General features: G+C 62.0%; 19 protein-coding genes. 11 read left to right on the top strand and 8 right to left on the bottom strand.

What is annotated here, in order from left to right:
• Positions 1–72 precede the first annotated feature (72 nt).
• Positions 73–1,902, bottom strand: coding sequence for a hypothetical protein (locus VGU25_01735; protein ID HEV2575906.1), 1,830 nt, complete (start codon positions 1,900–1,902; stop codon positions 73–75).
• 102 nt (positions 1,903–2,004) lie between these two features.
• Positions 2,005–2,553, bottom strand: a complete 549-nt coding sequence (locus VGU25_01740) for a putative metal-dependent hydrolase (protein HEV2575907.1) — start codon at positions 2,551–2,553, stop codon at positions 2,005–2,007.
• Between the two features lie 83 nt (positions 2,554–2,636).
• Between VGU25_01740 and VGU25_01745 the strand changes: the two genes are divergently transcribed.
• Together VGU25_01745 and tldD are read left to right on the top strand one after the other, a co-directional pair.
• On the top strand, positions 2,637–3,560 hold the full coding sequence (locus VGU25_01745) for a glycoside hydrolase domain-containing protein (protein HEV2575908.1): 924 nt from the start codon (positions 2,637–2,639) through the stop codon (positions 3,558–3,560).
• 113 nt (positions 3,561–3,673) lie between these two features.
• Positions 3,674–5,047 carry a metalloprotease TldD gene (gene tldD, locus VGU25_01750; GenBank protein ID HEV2575909.1) on the top strand — a complete coding sequence of 458 codons (1,374 nt, stop codon included), beginning with the start codon at positions 3,674–3,676 and terminating at the stop codon, positions 5,045–5,047.
• Here tldD and VGU25_01755 read toward each other — a convergent pair.
• Positions 5,044–6,237: a hypothetical protein gene (locus VGU25_01755; GenBank protein ID HEV2575910.1), complete on the bottom strand. Its 1,194-nt coding sequence runs from the start codon at positions 6,235–6,237 to the stop codon at positions 5,044–5,046. The genes tldD and VGU25_01755 overlap by 4 nt on opposite strands.
• On the opposite strand from VGU25_01755, the gene VGU25_01760 reads away from it, so the two are divergent.
• Entirely contained in the window at positions 6,226–7,674 is a 1,449-nt protein-coding gene (locus tag VGU25_01760) for a TldD/PmbA family protein (protein ID HEV2575911.1), read from the top strand. The two genes, VGU25_01755 and VGU25_01760, sit on opposite strands and share 12 nt — an antisense overlap.
• 105 nt (positions 7,675–7,779) lie before the next feature.
• Here the strand turns inward: VGU25_01760 and VGU25_01765 are convergent, their stop codons facing one another.
• The 4 genes from VGU25_01765 to VGU25_01780 form a co-directional block, all read right to left on the bottom strand.
• Positions 7,780–8,268, bottom strand: a complete 489-nt coding sequence (locus VGU25_01765; protein HEV2575912.1) for a protein-disulfide reductase DsbD domain-containing protein — start codon at positions 8,266–8,268, stop codon at positions 7,780–7,782.
• Entirely contained in the window at positions 8,265–10,073 is a 1,809-nt protein-coding gene (locus VGU25_01770; protein ID HEV2575913.1) for a hypothetical protein, read from the bottom strand. Before VGU25_01770 ends, VGU25_01765 begins: the two co-directional genes overlap by 4 nt.
• 78 nt (positions 10,074–10,151) lie before the next feature.
• The gene (locus tag VGU25_01775) at positions 10,152–12,191 is read right to left on the bottom strand and encodes an EAL domain-containing protein (GenBank protein ID HEV2575914.1); all 2,040 of its coding nucleotides are present in this window, start codon (positions 12,189–12,191) and stop codon (positions 10,152–10,154) included.
• Between the two features lie 153 nt (positions 12,192–12,344).
• Positions 12,345–13,076 (bottom strand): hypothetical protein, encoded by a 732-nt coding sequence (locus tag VGU25_01780; protein HEV2575915.1) that lies wholly within the window; start codon positions 13,074–13,076, stop codon positions 12,345–12,347.
• A gap of 217 nt (positions 13,077–13,293) precedes the next feature.
• Here VGU25_01780 and VGU25_01785 point away from each other — a divergent pair, with 217 nt between their 5' ends.
• Both VGU25_01785 and VGU25_01790 read left to right on the top strand, forming a co-directional pair.
• On the top strand, positions 13,294–14,583 hold the full coding sequence (locus VGU25_01785) for a hypothetical protein (GenBank protein ID HEV2575916.1): 1,290 nt from the start codon (positions 13,294–13,296) through the stop codon (positions 14,581–14,583).
• Positions 14,584–14,606: 23 nt separating this feature from the next.
• Entirely contained in the window at positions 14,607–15,668 is a 1,062-nt protein-coding gene (locus VGU25_01790; protein ID HEV2575917.1) for a lysozyme inhibitor LprI family protein, read from the top strand.
• 136 nt (positions 15,669–15,804) lie between these two features.
• Here VGU25_01790 and typA read toward each other — a convergent pair whose 3' ends face one another.
• Positions 15,805–17,628 carry a translational GTPase TypA gene (gene typA, locus VGU25_01795; protein HEV2575918.1) on the bottom strand — a complete coding sequence of 608 codons (1,824 nt, stop codon included), beginning with the start codon at positions 17,626–17,628 and terminating at the stop codon, positions 15,805–15,807.
• A 188-nt stretch (positions 17,629–17,816) separates the two neighbouring features.
• Here typA and VGU25_01800 point away from each other — a divergent pair, with 188 nt between their 5' ends.
• The 6 genes from VGU25_01800 to VGU25_01825 all read left to right on the top strand — a co-directional run bounded on the left by VGU25_01800 (position 17,817) and on the right by VGU25_01825 (position 24,346).
• A complete protein-coding gene (locus VGU25_01800; protein HEV2575919.1) occupies positions 17,817–18,461 on the top strand; it encodes a hypothetical protein in 645 nt (214 codons plus the stop codon).
• Between the two features lie 81 nt (positions 18,462–18,542).
• On the top strand, positions 18,543–20,021 hold the full coding sequence (locus VGU25_01805; GenBank protein ID HEV2575920.1) for a circularly permuted type 2 ATP-grasp protein: 1,479 nt from the start codon (positions 18,543–18,545) through the stop codon (positions 20,019–20,021).
• Positions 20,003–21,112, top strand: a complete 1,110-nt coding sequence (locus tag VGU25_01810) for a nucleoside hydrolase (protein HEV2575921.1) — start codon at positions 20,003–20,005, stop codon at positions 21,110–21,112. The genes VGU25_01805 and VGU25_01810 overlap by 19 nt, the downstream gene beginning before the upstream one ends.
• A 114-nt stretch (positions 21,113–21,226) precedes the next feature.
• The gene (locus VGU25_01815; protein HEV2575922.1) at positions 21,227–22,219 is read left to right on the top strand and encodes an alpha-E domain-containing protein; all 993 of its coding nucleotides are present in this window, start codon (positions 21,227–21,229) and stop codon (positions 22,217–22,219) included.
• Between the two features lie 163 nt (positions 22,220–22,382).
• On the top strand, positions 22,383–23,372 hold the full coding sequence (locus VGU25_01820) for an acyltransferase family protein (GenBank protein ID HEV2575923.1): 990 nt from the start codon (positions 22,383–22,385) through the stop codon (positions 23,370–23,372).
• Positions 23,369–24,346: a transglutaminase family protein gene (locus VGU25_01825; GenBank protein HEV2575924.1), complete on the top strand. Its 978-nt coding sequence runs from the start codon at positions 23,369–23,371 to the stop codon at positions 24,344–24,346. The genes VGU25_01820 and VGU25_01825 overlap by 4 nt, the downstream gene beginning before the upstream one ends.
• Positions 24,347–24,393 lie beyond the last annotated feature (47 nt).

Here is a 24,393-nt window from a genome sequence, read left to right on the forward strand (position 1 = left end):
AGTCTCCTCTGTTCTCCCGTTCGATGCGCAACCGGCTGTGGAGGACGCAGAGGAATTTCATGCTGACAAATTTCAGCGCAGATGATTTTTTGACGAAGCTTTGCCGCCGCTCTTACGCCACACGACGCGAATCTGCTGCCGCCAGCGTTCATCAAGCGCAAGGAGATTCCACTCGACCGCGGGCGAAAGATATCGCAGCACAGTTTCTGTTGCAGGATGGACGTGCAGCGCCGGTGCAACAAGATAGAGCCGCGGCGGCAGCGGCGAGAGCTCCACGCCGCGAAAGTAGCCGTGGCGCTGGAATTCGCCGAGACCAGTGTTTGGATCGGCGGTTTCGCGATGATGGTGACGCACGCGAATCCAGTAGTCGAGTCCCTGCAACGCAAAATGCAAATCATCCTGCGCCTTCAACTCCAGCACGGCGAGCCGCCCGTCTGCTGTGACGCCGAGCAGATCGAGCATGTCGCGATCGCTCGCGCCTGCAATGGCCGGCACCTGCGTGTACACGTGTTTCGGATCGAGATGCGGCAGCACGCGCGAGGCTTGTACGTTCGCGAATTCTCTTTCGTTCTCACGCGGGACAGCATCGATGCGATTGCCGCGCGTGTCAGGATCGGGGTCGTTCGCAAATTGGCCAAGCGACCGGTGTCCGCCGTGTGGCTGTGGTGCGAGGCTGCGCGTGAGCGGCGCAAGATCGTGCCGGAGCACTGACTCCAGCCAGCGCTCCGGCGCGGCGCGGTAGAGCGGATCCTGCGCAGGATTGACCGCCGAGACCCTCGCTGGCGCTGCCCGCAAAGGCAGGCGCGTGTGCGCTGCTGTGAGTTGCGGGCCGCCGATTCTCCGGTGGGGCGGAACGGCGACCTGACGCTGAACACGTGCCACGGCCCGCCGTCGCTCGAACAGCTCCGTCACTCGTTGCTGAATCTCATCACGTGTTGTAACCGTGAGTGGTGTTTCTTCTTCGCCGCTGCCAAAGGTGATCTCGAGCGTGTGCGCGAAAGTTCCGGGCGCGAGACTGATGCGTGCGCGTGCAAACTCTAGCCCATGCAGCAGAAAGGCGAGCTCGGAAGTGGTGCGCAGCCGCTGCTCCACGCGGGTGTGATCGTGCGCCGGCACCAGTTCGAGCACCTGCTCGATGGCGCGCGCGAAGCGCTCCGCCGCTGCGCTCTCGTCCGGGTGATGCACGAGCCGCGTGCGCAGATTTCCGGTGTCCGCGAGGTCGCGCTGCACGAGCTCTTCACTCGACGCATCGAGCTCGTACAACTCCCACTGCGCGGCGTCTGCATTCAGCCACGCCATGCGCGAGAGTGTCAGCGCAGCCATGCCGCGCGGTACGACGACCTTCAGCCCCTGGTAAATTCGGCGCCCGGCACCTTGTTCGCGGCAGTGGTGCAGCCACAAAATTCCTAGCGTGAGGATGCCGTCGACGATCGCTGAACTCTCGTGCTCACCGATGCCAATCACCGCCCGCGCCTGCGATCCGCGCAACAGCATACCGCGCGCGTATGCGGGACCGAAGCTGCGCTCAAGGTCCATCGAAGTGCGAAAGCCTTCGACATTCCACTCCGCAAAATTGCGCGCCAGCACTCTCTCCAGCAGCCGCTGGTAGCGCGTGCGTGCAGCGTCGCGGGAAGTCGGCGTGCGCCGCTCGCGCGTGTTCACCAGCTCCAGCGACTTCGCCTGCGCATGTCCGAGCCGTTTGGTCGAAAGCCGCAGCCCGTTGGCACGCGGAGTCGCCGCTACTATGCTGCGGACAACGTTCCGCTCATCATTCCAAAGATGCAGCGAGCAACGGCCGTGCTCTGTCGAGAGCGTGTACTTTGCCGTGCGCAGATCGAAGAGCACGTTGCCGTCTTCAAGCAATGTCGTTTCGCTGTGCTCTAAGAGGAACTCAGCGATCATGGCAGCAATCTGTTCAGCAGTTTGAGGTGCTGAGACTTCTGCGGAAGGGGCCCGATGTGACGGCATGCGTGAGAGCGTATCACCGGCCTCAGCCTCGAGGCTCTACCACCCTTGTTGTGCACGCAGATGCGTAATATGCGCGACGTGATGGCGGCAATGCCACGCATACAGCATCGTCACCACATCAAGGCGCTGCACACCACGCTCGCTGTGATTCCACGTGCGCTTCCACTGCGCCTCGTCCATTGAATTCAGCAGCGTGACCCAGCGCGCGTGCACGCCCTCCAGAAGATCGAGCGACCACTGGATCGGCATCTTGTGGTCGGGCAGCTCGGCAAAGGCAGCCTCGTGATATCCCTGCACTGTCGGCTGGTCCTCTGTCAGCGCGCGGCACAGGCGATGAAGCGACGCCATATGCGAATCCGCGAGATGATGCACCACCTGCCGCACCGTCCATCCACCTTCACGATACGGCGTGTCGAGCTGGTGTTCGCTCAGCGAGCGCACGGCTTCGCGCAATTGCTCCGGCATCTCGGAGATCGTCAAAATCGCGTAGCGCCGGTCCTCTTCCGTGATTGTCTCAGGAGGCGCAAACCGCCCGACGGGATAGCGCGGGTCGTTCGTCTGTGAGAGTTCATTCGTGTCGGGCATGGCTCAGCCTCCAGTTCTTAGACCTGTATCTTAAATGGTGTGAGCACTCTGGGTATGGCACGGAAGCGGGAAGGAGCGAAACGATGCGGAAGGTCGGCCTTGGACTTTTAGTTGCGAGTGCGGCGATGCTTTGCGGATGTTTGCGCGCGCACTCGAATGCGCCGGTGAAAGCTGAAAGCGCTCAGCCCGCAGCAACGCAATCGTCATCTCCAGCGAGCAGCCCGAATCCAGCGCCCCCACGCGGCGGCCCTTTCCTGGGGTTCGACCGCAACGACTATCCGGGCGATGACGCCATGCTGTCGATGCACAAGACCTTCAGCTTCACGGGATATTGGCTCACCAATCCGCCCGGTGAAGAAACCAACACATGGGTCGGCAAGCGTACGCTCCTGCGTTCGCAGGGATGGGGCTTTCTCGTGCTCGCGAACGGGAAGCTCGACGCCGAGATTCTGGAGGGTCAGAAGAGCGGCACGCCGCCGGCCGCGCTGGGCAAGAGCGATGCCGCCGACGCAGTTGCAGCAGCCAAGCGCGAGGGATTTCCACCGCAAGCGATCCTCTTTCTCGACCAGGAGGAGGGTGGCCGTTTGCTCGATGAGCAGGCCGCCTATCTGCTCGCGTGGACCGAGGCCGTCGCCGGCTCGGACTACCGTCCCGGCGTTTACGCCAGCGGCCAGCATGTCCAGGATTCTCCCGGAGTGTGGATTGACACCGTCCAGGACATTCGCGCGCGCGTAAAGAAGAGCGGACTTCATGACGTCGCGATCTTCGATGCGCTCGACCAGTGCCCGCCGTCACCGGGATGTACGCTCCAGGCTAAACCCCTCAGTGCAGCGCCGGACCTGGATCTCACCGTGTGGCAGTACTCGCAGTCGCCGCGCCGGCCGGAGATTACACAAAGCTGCGGCGCAACCTATGCCGACGATCGCAACTGCTATGCGCCGGGATCGCCCGGGGTTTTTCTCGATATGGATGCCGCCGACTCCGCCGATCCGTCGCACGGCCGGTGAATCCTCACGACTCCGCATAGAATCGAACCATCGTGGCAGACTTCACTTCCCTCGCGCAGCCCTATGATCACAAACGCTACTTCTTAGAAACGCTGGGTCTGACAGAGCGCCTGATGGAGCGCGCTCTGAGCGAAGCCCTGAGCGCCGGCGGCGACTTCGCAGATCTGTACTTCGAAGCCGTTACATCCACATCGCTCGCCATGGACGAGGGCATCGTGAAGACCGCGGCGCAAGGCGTCAGCGTCGGCTGCGGCGTGCGTGTTCTCAGCGGAGAGCGCACGGGCTTTGCCTACACGGACGACCTCAGCGCGGAACGCCTGCTGAAAGCCGCACGCACCGCAGCGCTGATCGCAAGCGGGCCGCAAACAACGCGCGTGGCGGGCTTTCAGGAGACGCGTACGCCACAGCTCTATCCCATCGCGGGCTCCTCCGAAGCGGAGATCAGCGCGAAGCTGGATCTGATCGCCCGAGCAGATCGCGCAGCGCGAGCCTTCGATCCCCGCATCGTGCAGGTGCGCGCTGGAATGAGTGACGAGCTGCGCAGGATTCTTGTCGTCGCGTCGGATGGGACCTTCGCCTCGGACACGCAGCCGCTCGCGAGGCTGAACGTCGCAGTCATCGCCAAGGATGAACACAACACGGCGCGTGGATCGAGCGGCGGCGGCGGACGCGTGACGCTTGATTTCTTTGCGGGTGCGAAGGGCCCGGAGCACTTTGCAACCGAAGCTGCGCGCACTGCTGTGTTGCAGCTTGGCGCGGTGGCTGCACCGGCGGGCGAGATGGAAGTTGTGCTTGGCCCGGGATGGCCGGGCGTGCTGCTGCATGAGGCTGTCGGGCATGGCCTCGAAGCCGATTTCAATCGCAAGAAGACGAGCGCGTTCGCTGGGCTGATTGGCCAACAGGTCGCGTCGAGCAAGGTGACCGTCGTCGATAACGGCACCATGCCCGGACGGCGTGGATCGCTGAACGTCGATGATGAAGGCAATCCGACGCAGGAGACCGTGCTGATCGAAAACGGCATCCTGCGTGGCTATCTCAGCGACAAGCTCAGCGCAAAGCTGATGAACATGCCCAACACAGGCAGCGGGCGCCGCGAGAGCTACCAGACGATCCCGATGCCGCGCATGACCAACACCTACATGCTGGCGGGAGACGACGAACCCGCTGACATCATCCGCAGCGTCAAGCGCGGCTTGTACGCGGTGAACTTCGGGGGCGGACAAGTCGACATCACCACCGGCAAGTTTGTCTTCTCAGCGAGTGAAGCCTACCTGATCGAAGACGGCAAGGTCACAGCACCGGTGAAGGGCGCAACGCTGATCGGCAACGGGCCGGAGTCGCTGAAATATGTGTCGATGGTCGGCAACGATCTCGCGCTCGATGAAGGCATCGGCACGTGCGGCAAGAACGGTCAGAGTGTGCCCGTTGGCGTGGGTATGCCTACCGTCAAGCTGGATCGCATGACGGTCGGTGGAACGAAAAGCTAGAGCACGCCTTCGAAGGCGGCGGCCAGTTTCGCGTGGCCAGCGGTGTTGGGATGCACGGTGTCGACCAAGTCCGTTGTGATGTTCAGAACGGAATCGCAGTGGACAACGGTTACCCACATTCCGTCAGCGGCGAGCGCGGTAGCCAGCTGATTGAGCGCGTTGTTGTGAGTCACTTCAACGGTATTGAAATACGGAGCGGTTGACTGCGGCAGCAGCGCCACCATCACGCGAGGTGCACCTGTGGTGGAGGCATATTGACCACTCGAAACACCGGCCCACTGAAAGGAAAAGAACCCGCCGCTGGATCCGTTCGTGATCGTGACCGTGTGCGCACCCACAGCTCCCAGGGGGATTCCAACAGCCCAGATTGTGTCGGACGTTCCATTGGGGGTGCTGATAAAACGTCCGGCATTCGCGATTGTCGAAAGCGTCGCGACGGTTTTTCCATCCACTTGTACCGTCGCTGTTCCGCCATTCACCTTGCCTGCGTCGAAGACGCGATAAGCGATGTACAGCGTGCGGCCGTCGACGGTCTGCTGGACGGGAAAGCTGAGCGAAGCGCCCGCCGTGTTTGTGGCGACTCCGATGTTCAGGTCGGGGGTCCATGCCGACGAGACATTCAGCGATGATCCGAGCACCTTATCGTTTGCCGGGAGAGCGAGCCATGAAAGCATTGCAGTCATCGCATTGATGAAGTTCGGCAGACAACCGGTCTGTCCTCCGCACTGCAGCAGATCGTTGGTACCCACCATCAGCGTGTAGAGTTGCCTCCGCCCCAGGGCCGGAACAGCATTCGGCATCACCCAGGCGCGTGCGGTATCCGCGGCCATATCTCCCGCGCGGCAAAGATTCTGCGCCGTGGTGCCGGAGAGCGAGCTGTCAAAGACCCCGGCATATCCAAGAGTCGAGTAGATGTTTCCCGAGGCTCCCTGCGGCGTTGCATAGTAGCCGCATGTGATGGACGCGCCGAAGTTGGTGACCGTCGCATATTTCGGGGCGACAGGAGTTTGAGGACCGCTGGATGAGGGTGCGCCGGCAGCAGTGTTGGTGACGACCGCGCAACCTGCAAGGACAGCGCAAAGCACGGCGCCCGCGCCGAGGGCACATGCCGCGCGGATTTTCCTGGCGCGAAGGTTGCCAGTGCGTGCATGCCGCGAGCCCTGAGACAATGAACGGGAATGGGACCTCAAAGACACAATCCTCAGCATACGGAATCAGATGCAGGTGAGCGAAAACTTAAGTTCCTCGCCGAAGTAATCGTCGAGCAGGCACTTAAGTCAGGAGCCGCGGACGCCGAAGCCGTCGCGTTTGAGGGTGACGAGTTCTCCGTCCACGTGCGCATGGGTGAGGTGGACGAGCTGACGGAGTCGGGCTCGCGGGCGATGGGCCTGAGGGTGTTCTTTGAGGCTGACGGCGGGCAGCGCACGGCGAGCACCTCAACGTCGGACCTGAGTGAGGACGGACTGCGGCGGCTGGTGAGTGGCGCGATCGAGCTGGCGAAGGTGACGGGCGCCGATCCGTTTGCCGGACTGCCGGAGCGCGAGGCGTTTGGCTCGCTTGCAGTGGAGGATCTGGCGCTGTACTTCGACGACATCGACAGCGTTGCGCCCGAGGAGCGGATTGAGATTGCGAAGCGCTGCGAGGCGGCGGCGCTGGGCATGGATACGCGGATCCAGAACAGCCGCGGGGCGGGATTCGACCTGAGCACGTCGCGACGGGTGATGGTGAACTCGCGGGGATTTTCGGGAGAATATCGGCGCAGCTACTGCGGTTTCTCAACGACGCCGATTGCGCAGGATGAGGGCGGAATGCAAACGGGGCACTGGTACTCGAGCGCACGCACGCCGCGGCTGCTGGAAGACCCGGAAGAGATTGGGCGGATTGCGGCGCAACGTGCGCTGCGCAAGCTCGGGGCGCGGCGCGTCCCGACCTGCCAGGTTCCGGTGGTGTTTCCTCCGGAGGTCTCGCGCGGGCTGATGGCGAACCTGCTGCACGCAGCCGATGGCGATTCGATTTACCGCAATGCGTCGATGTTTGCGGGGAAGCTGGGTGAGCAGGTGGCGGGGGAGAACATCACGATCGTGGATGACGGGACGATGGTGTTCGACCATGTGCTGCCGAATGGGACGAGCTTGCGGGTGGGTGGATTTGGGACGTCGCCATTCGATGGGGATGGATTGCCGACTCGGAGGACAGTGGTTGTCGAGCGCGGCGTGCTGAAGGAACTGCTGCTGAACACCTACACCGCGCGCAAGCTGAACATGAAATCGAATGGGAAGGCGGCGCGGGGGCTGGCGGGGGCACCGGGGATTGGCGGGGGGAACTACTTCCTGGAGCCGGGAGAGCTGACGCCGGAGGAGATTGTCCGGGACGTGCAACGGGGGCTGTTCGTGCTGGGCACGATGGGGTTCGGGGTGAACCTGGTGACGGGAGACTACTCGCAGGGCGCGGTCGGGCTATGGATCGAGGATGGGGAGCTGACGCACGCGGTCGAGGAGGTCACGATCGCGGGGAACCTGAAGGAGATGTTCCGGAACGTGAGCGCGATCGGGAATGACCTGGAATTTCGCGGATCCGGCGCGGTGCCGACGGTGCGGGTCGAGGGAATGACGGTTGCGGGGAGTTGAGGCCCCCTCCCCCCTGTTTTTTGCGCAAAGTCTTCAAAACAGGGAATTTAGGCTTGGACCTTGTGTCCAGACAGACACAGGGGTGTGGTAAATAGTGCTCAGGACCTAGCGGACGATTCCGTGCAGCGGAAGCGTGATGGTCTCTGTGTGGGGTGGAAGGCAGATCTGGTCGTTGCAGGATTGGTAGCGGACGAGGATACGGCTGCTGGCGCCAGAGGGCAGCGAGCGCGGGGCACGAACTTTGACGGTGAAGTCGGCGGCGTTCTGGAACATGCCGGTGGGCTGGCGAAGGACGGGATCGGGGACCATGCGCGGCTCAGGCTCGGCGACGTCGAGCAAAGTCAGGGGGTCGCCCTCGGCGAGGCCAATCTGGGTGGCGATGGGACCACCCTCGGGTTCTTCGAGGGCATAGATGTGCCAGCCGGGGTCGATGTGCGCGGTGAGGGTCAGGGTGAACGAGGCTCCCGGAGCGGCGGGCGATTTTGGTCCCTGGACGGCCCAGTGGGCAGGGGTCGGCGGAGCGGCGAGCGCCACCGAAGCGACGAGGGTGGCGGCGAAGAGGAACAGAGCGGAACGAAACGAAGATGGGTTCATCGGGTGGCTGTCTGCGTGGTGTGCTGCTGGAGTGGAACGAACGCGGCGGCGACGACGCGGTGGGATTTGGTGTCCTCGACCCAGGCGGCCACGGCGAGATCCGCCGGAGGAAGCGTGGTATCGGTCATGAGGAAGTGTACGGGGCCGAAGCTGGCGTTGTGCTTCTGATACTCGGCGAGGTATTTGCTGAGGGTGTCGCTGACGGCGGCCGGATCGAAGGTAAAGGAGGCATTGGACCCACCGGTTGAGGCGATGGGGAAGGCGTCAGTGGAAGGCTTGGCGAGCGCGCGGACGACCATGGAGTGGAAGCGGATGCCGTTTTCGCCGCTGTAGCGCACGTCTTTCTGGACGAGGGCGAAGTTGAGCACCAGGTTCGGAGGTTCGGGCACAGGGGCGGGTTTGGCCGCTTCCTCTTTTTTATCCGCGCTCTTGTCCGCTGCGGCGAGCGCAGACGGTTCTTCATGCTTCGCGGTGAGGGCCTTGCCGAGCGCGGCGGGGTCGGTGACGTGGACCTGTGCGCTGGCGGCGATGGTGTTTACAGGCGTGAGGCTGGCGGTGAGCTCGAGGGTGACGCCGGATGGTGTGGAGAGGTCGGTGTCGATGGCCTTGCTGAGGGCTTCGAAGGCGCCTTTTGCGCGGGATCGGTCGCCGCCCAATACGGGGGCGGACTGGCCATCGACGAGGACGTGCGGCGTGCCGCCCAGATGGATGTACTCGCCGCGCGCTGCGGTATCGGCGTTGGCGAGCGGGTCGGGTTGCGGGATGTGCTGGTCGAAGGAAAGGGCGACCACTTCGGTGCGCGGATAGGACTCGAGGATGCCGTCCATGCCGAGGTCGGCGGCAACGCAGGGTTCGCAGCCGGAGCCGGTGTAGAGCTCGACGAAGACGGTGCGGCCTGAGGCGGCGGCAGTGTGCGGCGAAGGTGTGAACGGCTGCTCGAGGCTGCGGTAACGCTTGTCGAGCTCCGCATCGAGGCCGGAGGGATCGTTCGGGTGCTGCGCGGCGTAGAGCTCGACCAGAAGGGCGTTGCCGGAGGCGTTGATGCCTCCGTAGAGCTCGGCGAGCTCGAGGTCCTGGATGGCCTCGGTGTCGTTGTGGCGGGCGTGCGCGATCTGGCCGCGGGTGAGGAAAATGTCTCCTTCGAGCGGTTCGAGGTGCTGGGCCTCGTCGAGGACCATGGAGGCTTTGTCGAGCTTGCCTTCGTGAAAGTAGACGTCGGCGAGGGTCTGGAGATAGGCGGCGCGGGTGCTGCCGGCGATCTTCTGAAGAGCGTCCGCGGACGGCATCGGTCCTTTGAATTTGGCGAGGCTCTCTTTCGTCTGCGCGACGACGGCGGCGATCGTGGTCTTATCGACGGCATCTTTGGACCAGGACTCAGCGGACTTGAGATCGGCGCCGTTGGGCGCGGCTTCGGCGAGATCGAAGGCAACAGAGTTTTCCTCGTCGGCGCGAGCGTTCGGCTCGGCGGTGTCGATGATGGCCTTTGCGGCTTGATGAATCTCGCGTTTGTTTTGCGGCTCCTGAGCGAGCAACAGCTTGAGGATCATCTTGCGGGCGAAGGGATCGAGCTTGCTGTCAGGAAAGTCGTGGAGAAACGCCTGGAGAGCCTTGAGGTGCTCGTCGGTGTCAGCGATGGAGGTCGTGGCTCTCCATGCCTTGCGATCGGGAGGGACTTGCATGGCCGGTGGGGCCATGGACGCGGCGGCCGGCTGAGAGGAATTCGTAGAGGTCTGGGAGGCGGCAGGGAGAACGAGGCATAGGCCGGCGACAGGGACGGCCAGCCAGGAAAAGCTCCGCGTGTGCATGGCTCACTCCTGCGATCGATGCGTGCCATCGACCGAGTTGCGACAGCATAGCATCGTGCGGCGATGGCGTGGGATGAATCAGGCGGACGCAATGGCTGAGGCTCGGCCATCATTGCTGATACCACGGGACAAACCAGTCAGCTCCAGAAGTCTCTGTTCATCGCGCCGGACGTCCGCCTCGATGTCCTGGACGATCATTACGGCGCCCCACTGCGTTCCGTTCTCGAGGCGCACGGGCGCGGCGGTGATGTTGAGCCATCTCCTGCGGCCGTCCGGGTCGCGCAGGAGAATCTCCTCGCTCCTGGTGGTCCTGCCGGTACGCATGGCGGACGTCAGGGGCATGCTTGCTTCCGGAATATGGTTGCCGTTGGAGTCGAAGAGGTGCCATCCCTGGTGTGACCAGACCATGTCCGGGGTGAAGCGGAATCCGACGAGTTGCTCGGCGTGCGGATTGGCGCGCAGGACGCGGCCGGTGGATGATTCGACGAGAACGATGCCGACGGGCGCGGCCTGGAAGAGGGCGCGCAAGCGAGCCTCGCCGCAGCGAAGCTCATCGACTGCGCGTTTGTGCTCGTCGATGTTTTCGGCGCTTCCGTACCAGCGAATGATGCGACCGTTTTCGTCACGGCGGGGGTAGCCGCGCCCGCGCATCCAGAGCCAGCGACCTTCGGACTGGACACGGTACTCGATATCCAACGGATCTCCGGTGCGAAGGCAGTGCTGCACGGCGGCGACGGCAAGAGGGCGGTCCTCGGGATGGACGCACTCGAGCCAGTCGCGGTTTTCGGCGGGCTTGCCGGTAAGGGCGTGCCAGCGGGAGCTGATGGAGATGACGTTCCCGTCGGGATCCGCGACCCAGGGAATCTGCGGGTTGAGCTCGACGGTGTGGCGATAGTGGTCTTCGCTCTCGCGGAGGGCCTGTTCCTTCTGCTTGAGGGCGCTGATATCGGCTACGGAGATGCAGACGCCGAGGATCTCTCCGGCCTCATCGCGCACTGGCTCGTAGCAGACCATCAGGGTGCGGGCGGGCTCTCCTGCGATGGGCGTGGAGCTGAACTCGATATTTCTGAGCGATTCGCCCTGGAGAGCGCGATGAAGAAAGGGCTCGACCTGGGCGTAGAGCTCAGGGCTGAGAACCTCAGAAACCTTGCGGCCGAGGTGAGACTCGATAGGCTTGTTATTGGACTGCGCAAGACGCTGGTTGAGATTGACGTAGCGGAGCTGGGTGTTCACGAATCCCAGGCCGACGGGCGCGCCGTCGTAGATCGCGCGAAGCTGGGAGAAGCGTTCGGTGGGCTGCGCGTCGACAGACAAAAAGCGGGAGCTGATCGCGGGCGGGGCCTCGGTGTTGACGCCGGGGAATGGCTCGGGACGGGCGAGGATACCAAGGAGTTCTGCGGCCGGAACTGCCTTTCCGTAGAGGAACCCCTGGCCGAGGCTGCAGCCCTGCCAAGCAAGGAGGTTGGCCTGGCTCTGATGCTCGATGCCTTCGGCGACGGTGGTGAGGCCGAGACTCAGGCCGAGACCGATGACGGCGGCTGTAATCTTGCGGCTCTGGCGTGTCTCGGTGATGGAGCGTACGAAGCTGGCGTCGACCTTGAGCTCGTCAAACGGAAGCGATTGCAGGTGCAGGAGGCTGGAGTAGCCGGTGCCGAAGTCATCGAGGGCGAGCCGCATGCCGCGCTGCTTGAGCTGGCGGGCGACGCTTCCGGCGAGTTCGAGGTCGTCCACGAGAGCGCTTTCCGTGAGCTCGACGGTAAGGCGGGAGAGGTCAAACTCTGCTTCTTCGGCGATGATGTCGATCAGTTTGGGTAGTGATCGGTCATGCAACTGGGCCGGCGAGACGTTCACGGACAGGCCGAAATTCTGCGGCAGGGAGCGGACCTCCGCGAAGGCGGAGATCAACAGCGAGGCAGTGAGATTGTTGGCGAGCCGGTACTGCTCGATGAGAGGAATGAAGACACCCGGCGAGATGAGGCCGAGGGTCGGATGCTGCCAACGGGCCAAAATCTCGAAGCCATGAATCTCGCCGGAGCGGAGATCGACGAGCGGCTGAAAACAGGGGACAAACTCCCCCTGTTCGAGAGATTGGACTATGTGGTGCGCACTAAGCTGCATTAAAGGCCCGTTTTCCGCTTCTTGCTGAAGAGCTACAGGCGAGTACCTTACAGCAGGGACGATCTCCTTTCCATCCCCCGTTCGTTTGAAAAACGAGTGCAGTGCGGAGTTTGCGTTGCAGTTTGGAACATGAAGCCGGGATGGAGCGAGGGGTCAGGGCTGGGGTTGCTGATCTGGTGAGGGAGGCGCGGTCTGGCCGGGTGGGACCACGGCGGGTGGCGTTTCTTTGGGCTTGGGTGCGGCGATGACCGGGCATTTGTCGGAGAGATCCTTGGCGAGGTCTTCGCGTTCGACAGAGAAGTTGAGCAGGCGCTTTTTGTCGGGGCCGGTGGTGATGCGGAAGATGTAGATGGTTTCGTAGTCGGAGTTGAGCCAGCGAGGAACGATGTCTTTCTGGCCGAAGGATTTCAGCATTTCCTCGGCGAAACGGCGGGCCTGGATGTGCTCCCAGGCGACAACGACGAGGGTGTTGGCGAACTCGGGCTTGAGAAGCTCTTTCTCAAGGCCCTTGATGTCGGTGGCGGCGATCTCAGCGTTGACGGGCATGCCGAGCGAGATGGCGTAGGGCTCGATGGTGGCGAGGGGGCGGACGTAGGAGTGGTGGGTGGCCGAGGGCAACGAGTTGTCGTTGTCGGTGGGCTTGGTAGGGTTGGCGGCAAAGATGGCGGAGGGCTTGCCGTAACGCGCGAGGATTGAGGGCAACGCCAGCGCGCGATTGAGGCCCTGGCAGTCCAGCTGGCCGCGAGCCTTTTCGGCTGGCTTTTCGGCGTGGCGGACCATCACGATGGTTTCAGTGCCCGGGGTTTGATCGGCGATGGCCAGTGTGGCGGGCGTGAGCGCGAGAAGAGCAATGAGAGTTGGAAGGCGACGGCGAAAAAACGACATGGAGGGTGAGACGGGAGATTGTGGTGTGGGGTTGAGTAGAAGGAGGAATTGGGACGATGTTTGCTGCGTGATGCGCAAATTCAGGCGGCGGGTCGTGGGCGCGAGCAGCAGGTTATTGGAACTCTGCCGGACAATCGACGTATATAAGTGTGCGATGAGATGGGGATCCGGGCCGAGTTGCGAAAATTTTTTGAGGTCGTCGCGTTGCGCAGCCGGGATGATGGTGGGGCTGCTCTGCTTTGTTTTTTGTGCGGGCTTCGGAGTGCTGGGATCGAGCGCGCAGACGGCAAGTGCGCCGCGGTTAAGCAGCGAGCAGTGGCACGAGGATTTGAAGTATCTCGCTACGGAATTGCCGAAACGGCACGCGAATGCCTTCCACTTCCTTTCTGAAGCGAAGTTTGCCGAGGAAGTAAAGCAGTTGGACGGCGCGCTGGATCATCTTGACGGCGATCAGATTTTCGTCGGCATGGATCAGATCGAGAATTCGATCGGTGACGGGCACACGTATATCCGGGTTCCTGCCGACGCGCCGGTATTTCCAGTTCATTTTGAGCGGTTCGGGGCGGACTACCGGCTGGTCTCGACGCGCGATGTTCCGGGAGCCCGCGAAGCTCTGGGAGGGCGGTTAATCAGCATTGACGATATGCCGGTGGACCGCGCGCGGGACCTTCTGCTGACGCTGACGCCCGCGGATGAGACGCAAAGCCTACGGGATGTGCGCACCACTGCATTGTTGAACGACGGCATGGTGCTGCATGGATTGGGCATTACGCGCGATCGGGATCGAGTGCGCTATGTCGTGCGAACGGATCGCGGAAATGAAGTGACCGTGGTGTATCAGGGAGAAGCGAACCAAGAGCGAGGCGCTGAGACGACGGAGATTCTTGACCCGGGATGGTTGAGCGCGGTGGCTCATCCAGCTCTCTACCTGCAGCGCTCGGATGAGGGATTCTGGTGCACGTATCTGCGGGAGTCGCGGACGGGCTATTGCAACTTTCGATCGTACAAAGATCTGGAGCATACCTCGCGCGCTTTGACGGAGCTTGTGGAGCAGCATCATCCAGAGAATCTGGTGGTTGATGTGCGGCTGAATGGCGGAGGAAATTGGGACCTGGGGCTGAAGTATGTTGTCAACCCGATTCGGCGTATGTCCAAGATCAATCGGCCGGGGCATCTGTTTGTGCTGATCGGGCCGAGAACGTTTTCAGCGGCCATGGCGAACGCAGAGCACTTTCGCCAACGGACGAAGGCGATTCTGGTGGGGCAGCCGATCGGAGAGAAGCCGAACAGTTATCAGGAGGCGCGGGAGATGGTTCTGCCGAACTCTCGCTGGGTGGCCCGCTATTCCGTGCGGTTCTATCGATTCGTGAATGGCGAAGAAAATCTGGTCCGCCCTGATCAGGACATCCCTGAGAGCTGGACGGATTTTGAGGCGGGGAGCGATCCGGTGATGGATTGGGTACTGGGGAGTGTTTCGGATCGACAGAAGGGCGAGGAGTCTCGCTGAAGGGAACATCTACTTTCGCACTGATGTACCGCGAACGCAATTTCCGCAAGCAATTACTGAGTTACACAGCTGCCATTCTTATTACAGGCTATGGGGCAGCCACCAACGCTGTGGGCCAGACCGGCTCCACCACGCTGCCTGCGGATTGCTCCGCCTACGCATCCGTTCCGCTCCCGCCTGAAGCGGAGAAAGCTGCTGTTCCCAAGGCAGCGCCGGGATGTGCCTCCTACCGCTCGTATCGCGGCATCGGTCGACCGGTCGATTACTCCGCGGCGCGGGCATGTGCATGGCAGGAGCGTCTCGCGCAGAAGGCTGACCTCGGACAAAACCCGAACGAAGGCGCTGCATGGGTTGTCGGCGGGTCGCTGATACTCGCGGATATCTATTTCAACGGCGCCGGAGTCAAGCGCAACATTCCGCTGGCGATGCGGTTCGCGTGTGAATCCGAAGCAGGCATGGCGATGCTGGCGCTGCCGGAGATCCAGAAGCTCAACGGCTCGCTTCCCACGGATGGACCTTTCGAGTTCTGCGATTACGCCGAGACGACGTTCACTGAAAATTTCTGCAGTGGATATGCGGCCGAAATAGCGGATGACCGAAGACACCGTTATTACGATTCACTGAGATCTGCCATGAGTCCTGAGCAGCGGGCGGCGTTTGAAAAGCTGGTTGCGGCTGAGAACGCATACATCGTGGCGCACGCCTCCGAGGTATATCAGGGCGGATCGATTCACAACATACGAACGATCTTCTCGCAGGAGATCCTCGAAGATCTCTTTCACACGGAAGTAGTCCACTTTGAGCGTGGGAAGTGGCCCGCGCTTTCTGCAGATCAAATTAGAAGAGCCGATGCGTTATTGAGTCGCGAAGACGAGAAGACGCTGAAGCGATTGCGAGCTCAGACAAAAGAAGAGACCGAGGACAGTCGTGTGACCGCTGATGATCTGACGAAGGTGGAGCGGGCATGGGAGAACTACCGCGACGCCTGGGTTGCGTTCGCGCGTGTTCGTTATCCGGCGCACGTGGAGGCGATCCGCGCGGAAGTTATCCTGGATCGATATCGACTGTTGAAGACGATCGGGTGATTTGTTGGCGGCACGGCCGAAGCCGCGCCAGCCAAAGAAGTAAATGACCCGCTTGCGGCCCGTCTAAAGATGGGCCCTACCAGAACGTGAGATTTCCCCAAGCATGTGAAGATGGGCGTTCCCAGCGCGAGGGTGGCTACTCGACGGGCTGGTTGCGGCGGGGGCGACGGTTGGCCTGGAGAACTTTTTTGCGCAGGCGGAGCGACTTCGGCGTGACCTCGACGAGCTCATCGTCGGCGATGAATTCGATAGATTGCTCGAGGGTGAGCTGCTTGTAAGGGACTAGGCGGAGGGCTTCGTCGGCGGAGCTGGCGCGCATGTTGGTGAGCTTCTTCTCGCGGACGGCGTTGACGTCGAGATCGTTGTCGCGGGAGTGCTCGCCGATGACCATGCCTTCGTAGACCTCGACGCCGTCGGGGACGAAGAGCACGCCGCGGTCTTGAAGGCCGTTGAGCGCGTAGGTGGTGGTGGTGCCGGGGCGGTCGGAGATGAGCGCGCCGGTGGGACGCTGCGGGATCTCGCCCTGGTAGGGGACGTAGCCGTCGGCGATGGAGTTCATGACGATGGTGCCGCGCGTTTCGGTGAGCATTTCGCTGCGCAGACCAATGAGCCCGCGTGATGGGATTTTGAATTCCATGCGCACGCGGCCGGAGCCGTGGTTGGACATCTTCACCATCTCGCCCTTGCGCGGCCCGAGGCGCTCGATGACCGTGCCGACGAAGTTTTCAGGAATGTCGATGGTGAGGAGCTCGTTGGGCTCCATGAGCTGGCCTTCGATGCGGCGGGTGACGATCTCAGGGCGCGAGACCAGGAGCTCGAAGCCTTCGCGGCGCATCATCTCGATGAGGACGGAGAGCTGGAGCTCGCCACGGCCGAGGACCTTGAAGGTCTCGGGCGAGCCGGTGTCTTCAACGCGGATGGACACGTTGGTGAGGAGCTCTTTTTCGAGGCGCTCCTTGAGATTGCGGCTGGTGACGAACTGGCCTTCGCGTCCGGCGAAGGGCGAGTTGTTGACCGAGAACTGGATGGCGATGGTCGGCTCGTCGATGGTGATGAGCGGGAGCGGTGAGGGATTCTCGATGTTGGTGAAGGACTCGCCGATGGTGATGCCGGGGACGCCGGCGATGGCAACAATGTCGCCAAGCGTGGTCTCGGTGGTGTCGACGCGCTTGAGGCCGTCGAAGGTGAAGAGCTTGGTGATCTTGACGTTCTGGAGCGAGAGGTCGCGCTTGGAGACGGCGACCTCCTGGCCGGTCTTGAGCGTGCCGTTGAAGACGCGCGCGATGGCAAGGCGGCCGAGGTAGTCGGAGTAGTCGAGATTGGTGACGAGGATCTGCAGCGGACCGTCCGGGTCACCTTGCGCGACGGGGATGGTGTTGATGATGAGCTCGAAGAGCGGCTGGAGATCGGTGCCGGGCGTGGCGAGGTCCATGGTGGCGGTGCCGGCTTTGCCGTTGGTGTAGATGACGGGGAACTCGAGCATGGACTCGTCGGCGTCGAGGTCGATGAAGAGGTCATAGACCTCGTTCAGCACTTCCTGGGCGCGGGCGTCGGGGCGGTCGATCTTGTTGATGACGAGGATAGGCGTGAGCTTGGCCTCGAGGGCCTTGGAGAGCACGTAACGGGTCTGCGGCAGCGGGCCTTCGGAGGCGTCGACGAGGAGGACGACGCCGTCGACCATCTTGAGGGCGCGCTCGACCTCGCCGCCGAAGTCAGCGTGGCCGGGGGTGTCGACGATGTTGATCTTGGTGTTCTTGTAGTGGATCGCGGTGTTTTTGGCGAGGATGGTGATGCCGCGCTCTTTTTCGAGGTCGTTGGAGTCCATGACGCGCTCGGCGACGGCCTCATTGGCGCGGAAGGTGCCCGACTGGCGCAGCATGGCGTCGACGAGGGTGGTCTTGCCGTGGTCGACGTGGGCGATGATGGCGATATTGCGAATGGGCTGCGATGCGGTGCTCAAAAGGGCTTCCTCAAATAAAAAGATTCAGGGGTGAGTCGGATGTCCGATGGGTTCAGGCGCGGCGTGTTCACAGAGGCCGGGGCGCGAAAAGAACGCAACTTATTAAGTTTACCGCAGATGCGGCCCCCACTAGGATGGGTGCGGGCTTTTACAGCGTGATTTTCAGGTCGTTTTCGGGAGAAGTTTTTATGAAATTGAAGCTGGGTATTGCGGCCGCAATGGTGGCCGCGTTTTGTACGCTGGCGGCCCAGGAGCCGAGTGGAGCGTTTGAAGGACAGATTGCGGTGAACTGCACGCTGAAAAAGGGGCTAAGCTCGCGGGATGCGAAGGTGGGCCAGGAGATCGCGGCGGTGACAGAGAAGCCGACGACGATCAACGGCGTGGCGATTCCGCGCGGATCGCTGTTGACAGGCCATGTGGTGGATGCGACGGCGTTCAAGAAGGGAGCGAACAGCGCATCGCTGACGATCGTGTTCGACAAGATGGAGCCTAAGAAAGGCACGGCGTTTCCGGTGGAGGCGAGCGTGTATGAGATTGCGCTGTCAGAGAACCAGCGGCTTGCGCAGCGGAGTGATCAGGATCTCGGGATGCGTGGGTCGGCGGCGGAGGCGAATACGACGGCGGCGGTCCGTGGGGGCTCAGACAATATGGACAATCACGTGAGCGGGATGCGATCGGCGGCGGGAGCGCCGGTGCTCGTGGACAGCAAGATTCCGGGTGTGGCGCTTTCGGCGGTTGCGGGCGGCGAGCGGTCGGCGATCATGACGGCGGCGAAGGACGACGTGAGCCTGGTGGGCGGCACGGAGATGGTGATTGGGATGAAGGCGAAGTAACGCGCGGGCATCAGCGAGGGCCGGAGCGGCAGATTGCGCTCCGGCCAATGTGTTTTTGTGCCCTATACTGACGGCGAGATCATGGAAAACTTCGCGACGGATGGCCCGATCAGCACAGTGGAGCGGATGGCGCTCGCGAAGTACTCGCTCGACGGCGCGTACGACGAGATGTTTGCGGCGGCGGACGAACTGCACGACCACTACGAGCCGCTGCTGAAGCTGTTGAAGAGCATGCCGCAAGCGGAGATTCAGCGGCGGAAGCAAGAGGCGGACCTGAGCTTCCTGAACCAAGGCATCACGTTTACGGTGTACGGACAGGAAGAGGGCACGGAGCGAATCTTTCCGTATGATCTGCTGCCGCGGATCATCACGGCAGCCGAGTGGGAGCGCGTGGAGCGTGGACTGACGCAGCGAATTACGGCGCTGAACCTTTTTCTGAAGGACATCTATAACGAGGGGCGGATTCTTAAGGACGGCGTCGTGCCGCGGGAGCTGGTGTACTCGTGCCCGCAGTTCAGAAGGCAGATGAGCGGACTGCAGGTGCCACGCAATGTGTATGTGGCGATCTGCGGGACGGATCTGATCAGGCTGCAGAACGGCGACTTTGTGGTGCTGGAGGACAACCTGCGCGTGCCCAGCGGTGTCAGCTATATGCTGACCAATCGGCGCGTAATGAGGCGGATCTTTCCGCGGCTGTTCCGGCAGTACAACGTGCGGCCGATTGAGAACTACACACAGGTGCTGCTGGGGACGCTGCGGTCGCTGGCGCCGGAGGGACGGGCGGAGCCGAACATCGTGCTGCTGAGTCCGGGTGTGTTCAACTCGGCGTACTTCGAGCATGCGTACCTGGCGAGGCAAATGGGCATTGAGCTCGTGGAAGGGCGCGACCTGGTGGTGCACGATAACGTGTGCTACATGCGGACGACGAGCGGGCTGCGGCGCGTGGATGTGATCTACAGGCGCGTGGACGATGACTTCATCGATCCGCTGGCGTTGCGCGCGGACTCGATATTGGGCGTGGCGGGGCTGTTCAATGCGTATCGCGCGGGGAACGTGACGCTGGCGAATGCGTTCGGCACGGGAGTGGCCGATGACAAGGCTATCTATGCGTTCGTGCCTGACATCATTCGCTACTACCTGCAGGAGGATGAGATTCTCCCGAATGTGAAGACGTTTCTTTGTTATATCGATAAGGAGCGCGATCATGTGCTGGCGAACCTCGACAAGCTGGTGGTGAAGGCTGTGGGCGAGTCGGGCGGGTATGGGATGCTGATCGGGCCGCACGCGTCGCAGAAGGAGCGCGAAACGTTTGCGGAGAAGATCAGGGCGAATCCGCGGAACTATATTGCGCAACCGACGATCAGCTTCTCGCGCGCGCCGTGCTTGATTGGAGATGAGTTGCAGCCGAGGCATGTGGACCTGCGGCCTTATGTGCTGTACGGCGATAAGGTGACGATTGTGCCGGGTGGCTTGACACGGGTGGCACTGCGGCAGGGCTCGCTGGTGGTGAACAGCTCGCAGGGTGGGGGGTCGAAGGATACGTGGGTGCTGAGCGAGTGAGGCGATGGATTGCGGCAGCTGTGATGCTCATGGGCGCGGGCGCGATGTGGGCCCAGGCGCCGGCGGGCTCGCCGCGGATGGTGATCATCGACCAGGATGGGAGCGGGCCGGGCGGGTCGAACCAGATGTCCATGATGGTGCTGCTGCAGTCGCCGCAGTGCAGAGTGCTGGGCATCACGATGGTGAGCGGCAACGCGTGGGAGCCCGAGGAGGTTGCGCATACGCTGCGCATGCTGGAGCTGATTCATCGCACGGATGTTCCGGTGGTGCCGGGCGCGGTGTTCCCGCTGGTGCGCACGCAGAGTGAGTCGATGAGTGAGCGGGGGCTGACAGGAAGCTTTTACTGGTATGGCGCGTGGGGTGATGTCTCGGACAAGACCAACAACCGGCCGTATCACGGGCCGTTCGTTGTGCCGCCGCTGACTGAGGGCGAACCCCACGCGAAGCCGCTGGATGAGGATGCGGCGCACTTTTTAATTCGGCAGGTGCACGCGCATCCGCATGAGGTGACGATCTATGCCGCGGGACCGCTGACGAATGTTGCGCTGGCGATATCGATCGACCCGGAGTTCGCGGAGATGACAAAGGGGATTGTGATTATGGGCGGAAGCCTGGCACCGCAAGGAGATGATCCGGAGTACGCGACGCATCCGCGACACGAGTTCAACTTCTGGTTCGATCCCGAGGCGGCGCACATCGTTTTGCGCGCGCCGTGGCCGCGCATCGATCTGACAACGGTGGACATCTCGGTGAAGACGCAGTTTACGAAGGAGATGTTGAAGCAGATTGCGCAGTCAAACACGCCGGCCGCGCAATACATCGCGAGATATACGGACGAGTTTTATTACATGTGGGACGAGCTGGCGGCGGCAGCGTGGCTGGACCCGGCGATCATCACGAAGGACAAGACGTTCTACCTGGATGTTGACGTGACGCACGGACCGAACTATGGCGATACGCTGACGTGGACCGCGGAAAACCGGCCGAAGGACAGGCCGCTTCAACTGGTGCACGTGCACGAGGACCTGGACACGGCGCGGTTCTACAAGATGTTTGTGGAGCTGATGAAGGCTCCACCGCGCGAGCCGTAGTTCAGAAATTTCTGGGGCACGAATCGGGTGGAGTGTAGAGTAGACGAAATATTTCAGCGCGACCGGAGTTCTGGCTGGACTCCGGTCGTAAGGAACTTGTTGCACAAGGGGCCTATGCTCTCCCGTGTTGCGGATTCGCTGTACTGGATGGCGCGGTACCTGGAGCGCGCCGAGCATACGACGCGGCTCGTCGATGTGAACCTGAACCTGATGCTGGATGAGAGCTCGACGAGCTCGGACCACAGGTGGATACGCGTGCTGCAGGCACTGGGAAGGCCCAAGCGCGTTAAGTGGGATGGGAATCCGTATGAGCTGGCACGCACGCTGACGTTCGATACCGGGTACAAGTCATCGGTGCTGTCGTGCATCCTTTCTGCGCGGGAGAATGCGCGGCATGTGCGCGAGCAGATTTCGACGGAGCAGTGGCACCGGCTGAACTCGTTGTATCTGGATGCGACGCGGCCTGAGGTTAAGGCCATGGTGCAGCAACCCAAGGAGGCTGCGAGCGAGGCGCCCTCGGGGTTTCTACAGCAGGTGCTGGAAGCGGTTCATCAGTTCCAGGGCGTGACGGATTCGACGATGACGCATGGTGAGGGATGGTATTTCATCCAGGTGGGGCGATACCTGGAACGTGCGACTGCGACGGCGCTGCTGCTGAATGCGTATCACGAAGATTTATGGACGAAGCGCGAGCGCGCGATGGTGGGCAACGAGTACCTGGAGTGGATGGGGCTGCTGCGGAGTGCCACAGCGTTCGAGGCGTACTGCAAGGCGTACACGGCGGACCTGACGCCGGAGAGGATTCTAGAGTTCCTTCTGCTGAATGCGGAGTTTCCGCATTCGCTGCGGTTTTCTGTCGAGGCGATGCAGGAAGCGCTGCGCAGCATCCAGTCGCGCAGTGGAGGGGCGCGCGCGGAGCCGCTGACACGGCTTGCAGGGCGGATGCAGGCGACGCTCGCGTATGTTTCGGTGGACGAGATTCTGGATCGCGGTGTGATACCTTACCTGCAAAGTGTCCAGGGCGAGTGCAGTCAGCTCCACCGCATGCTGTACAGCATCTATGTGGACTATTCAGTGCAAACCGCCCTCGCCGACTCGAGGCGATGAGGCGCGAAGCACGCTGCAAGAACGGGCTGGAGTATCTGCCGCTTTGGCGAAGATTGAAACAAGAGAAAACACAGACGCGTCGCACGCGGGCAGCGGCGCGGCAGCGGATCTAAGTCATTCAGATCAGGTTTATTCAGAGAAGAGGAAGCCGGCAGCGCGGTCGATGCTGATTGACGCTGTGCGCGGGATGGCGATCTCGCTGGTAGCGCTGGGACATACGAACCAGGGCATGACACATCGCGGGTGGTGGGGCGCGTCGAATGTAGGGACGCGGCTGGATATCACGATCTATGCGTTTCATATGCCTGCGTTCTTCTTTGTATCGGGGATCTTCATCTTCGCGAGCGTGCAGAAGCGAGGACCGGGACGGTTCACGATGGAACGTGTGCGGACGTTGATCTATCCGTACGTGCTGTGGTCGGCGATCGGCGTAGCCGCGGTAAACCAACTATCACATTTCACTGCGCAACCCGTGATTGCATGGAAGGACTTCCTGCCGGGCTTGGTGAGGGGCATCGGCATCTGGTTTCTGCCGACGTTGTTCGCGTGCCAGATGTTTGGCATGGCGCTGCGCAAGCTGCCGGGGCCGGCGATTCTGGCTGTTGCGCTCGTTGCGTACTACTTTATGCCGCGCACGGGCGTGAACTGGTTCGACCTGGCGGTCCAGTTCTTTCCGTTTGTCGCAGCCGGTATGTGGATGGGCCGTGGGTATGAGCGGCTGGAGGGGATTCCGAGGTGGGTTGGGCTTTTGGCCGCGGTTGGATTGCTCGCTGCGCTGCTGGCCGCAACCTACCGGCCGTGGACGACGTATCAAAATTACGTGCTGATCGGCGGTGCGATTGGGATCCTGATGCTGATGATGCTGGCGCGAAGCTTCGGACAATCAAAGGTTGCGCGAGTGTTTGCTTGGATCGGTGAGGCGTCGCTGGCGATTTACATGGCGGGAGAGTACGCGCAGGGGCTGGTGCGGCAGTTGATGGTGTGGGCGCATGTGATCACGCCGTATCCGCAACTCATTCTGCCCACGGTTGCCGCGATTCTGATTCCGACATGGATGTATCAATATCGCGTGCGGCTGCATCTTGGATGGTTATTTGTGGCTCCGTTCTGGAAACCGCGGCCGCGTGCGCCGCAGACTGCGAGCGCAGCATGAACTACTTTGTGCGACACCTGACGAAGTTCACCTATAAGAGCGAGGTGAGCGAGAGCATCATGGAGACGCGGATGCATCCGCGATCGGACCAGAGCCAGCGCTGCCTGATGTTTCAGCTCTCGGTGACGCCGCGATGCAGGGTGTTCAGCTATCGCGATCATCATGCGAATCATGTGCATCACTTCGATATTCCGGGGCAGCATGCGCAGCTGGTGATTGTGGCGGAGTCGGTGGTGGAGACGCAGGCGCAGGTGGAGCTGCCACAATCGCTAGGCGCGGGCGCATGGGAAGAGATGGACCGGCTGGTCGCGGAGGGTGACTTCTGGGAGATGCTGCTGCCGAGCACGTTTGCGACGCCGACGGCTGCGCTGAAGGAACTCGCGGCGGAGCTGGACGTTCGGCGAAAGGACGATCCGCTGAGCGTGTTGCATACGCTGAACAAGCAGTTGTATGAGCATTTCAGTTACAAGCCGAATACGACGCGCGCGGATTCGCCGATTGATCATGCACTTCGCAGCAAGGCGGGGGTGTGTCAGGATTTTGCGCACATCATGACGACGCTGCTGCGGACGGAATTGCGGATTCCGTGCCGGTATGTGAGCGGATATCTGTTTCATGGCGGAGGAGCGCATGACCGCTCGGAGGCGTCGGCGACGCATGCGTGGGTGGAAGCGTTTCTGCCGGAGCTGGGATGGGTAGGGTTCGATCCGACGAACGATCTGGTTGCGGGTGACCGCCATATTCGCACGGCGATTGGGCGCGACTATGCGGATGTTCCGCCGACACACGGGATCTTTCGCGGCAAAACGAAGAGCGAGCTGACGGTGGCCGTGCGCGTGACGCAGAGCGAAGGCCGGCCAGAGCTGGATCGCGAGTTGCCGGTGCCCGAGGAGTGGTCGATCCTGGTGGAGAAGGCGCAGGCCATGCCGGACCAGCACGTGGCCAAAAGGCAGCATCAGCAGGCGCAACAGTAGATGGTTTGATGTGCGGCGGATGACAAGGTCGCGCGACTAGAATCCGT

Source organism: Acidobacteriaceae bacterium (assembly GCA_035944135.1).
Taxonomy (GTDB): Bacteria; Acidobacteriota; Terriglobia; order Terriglobales; family Acidobacteriaceae; genus Granulicella.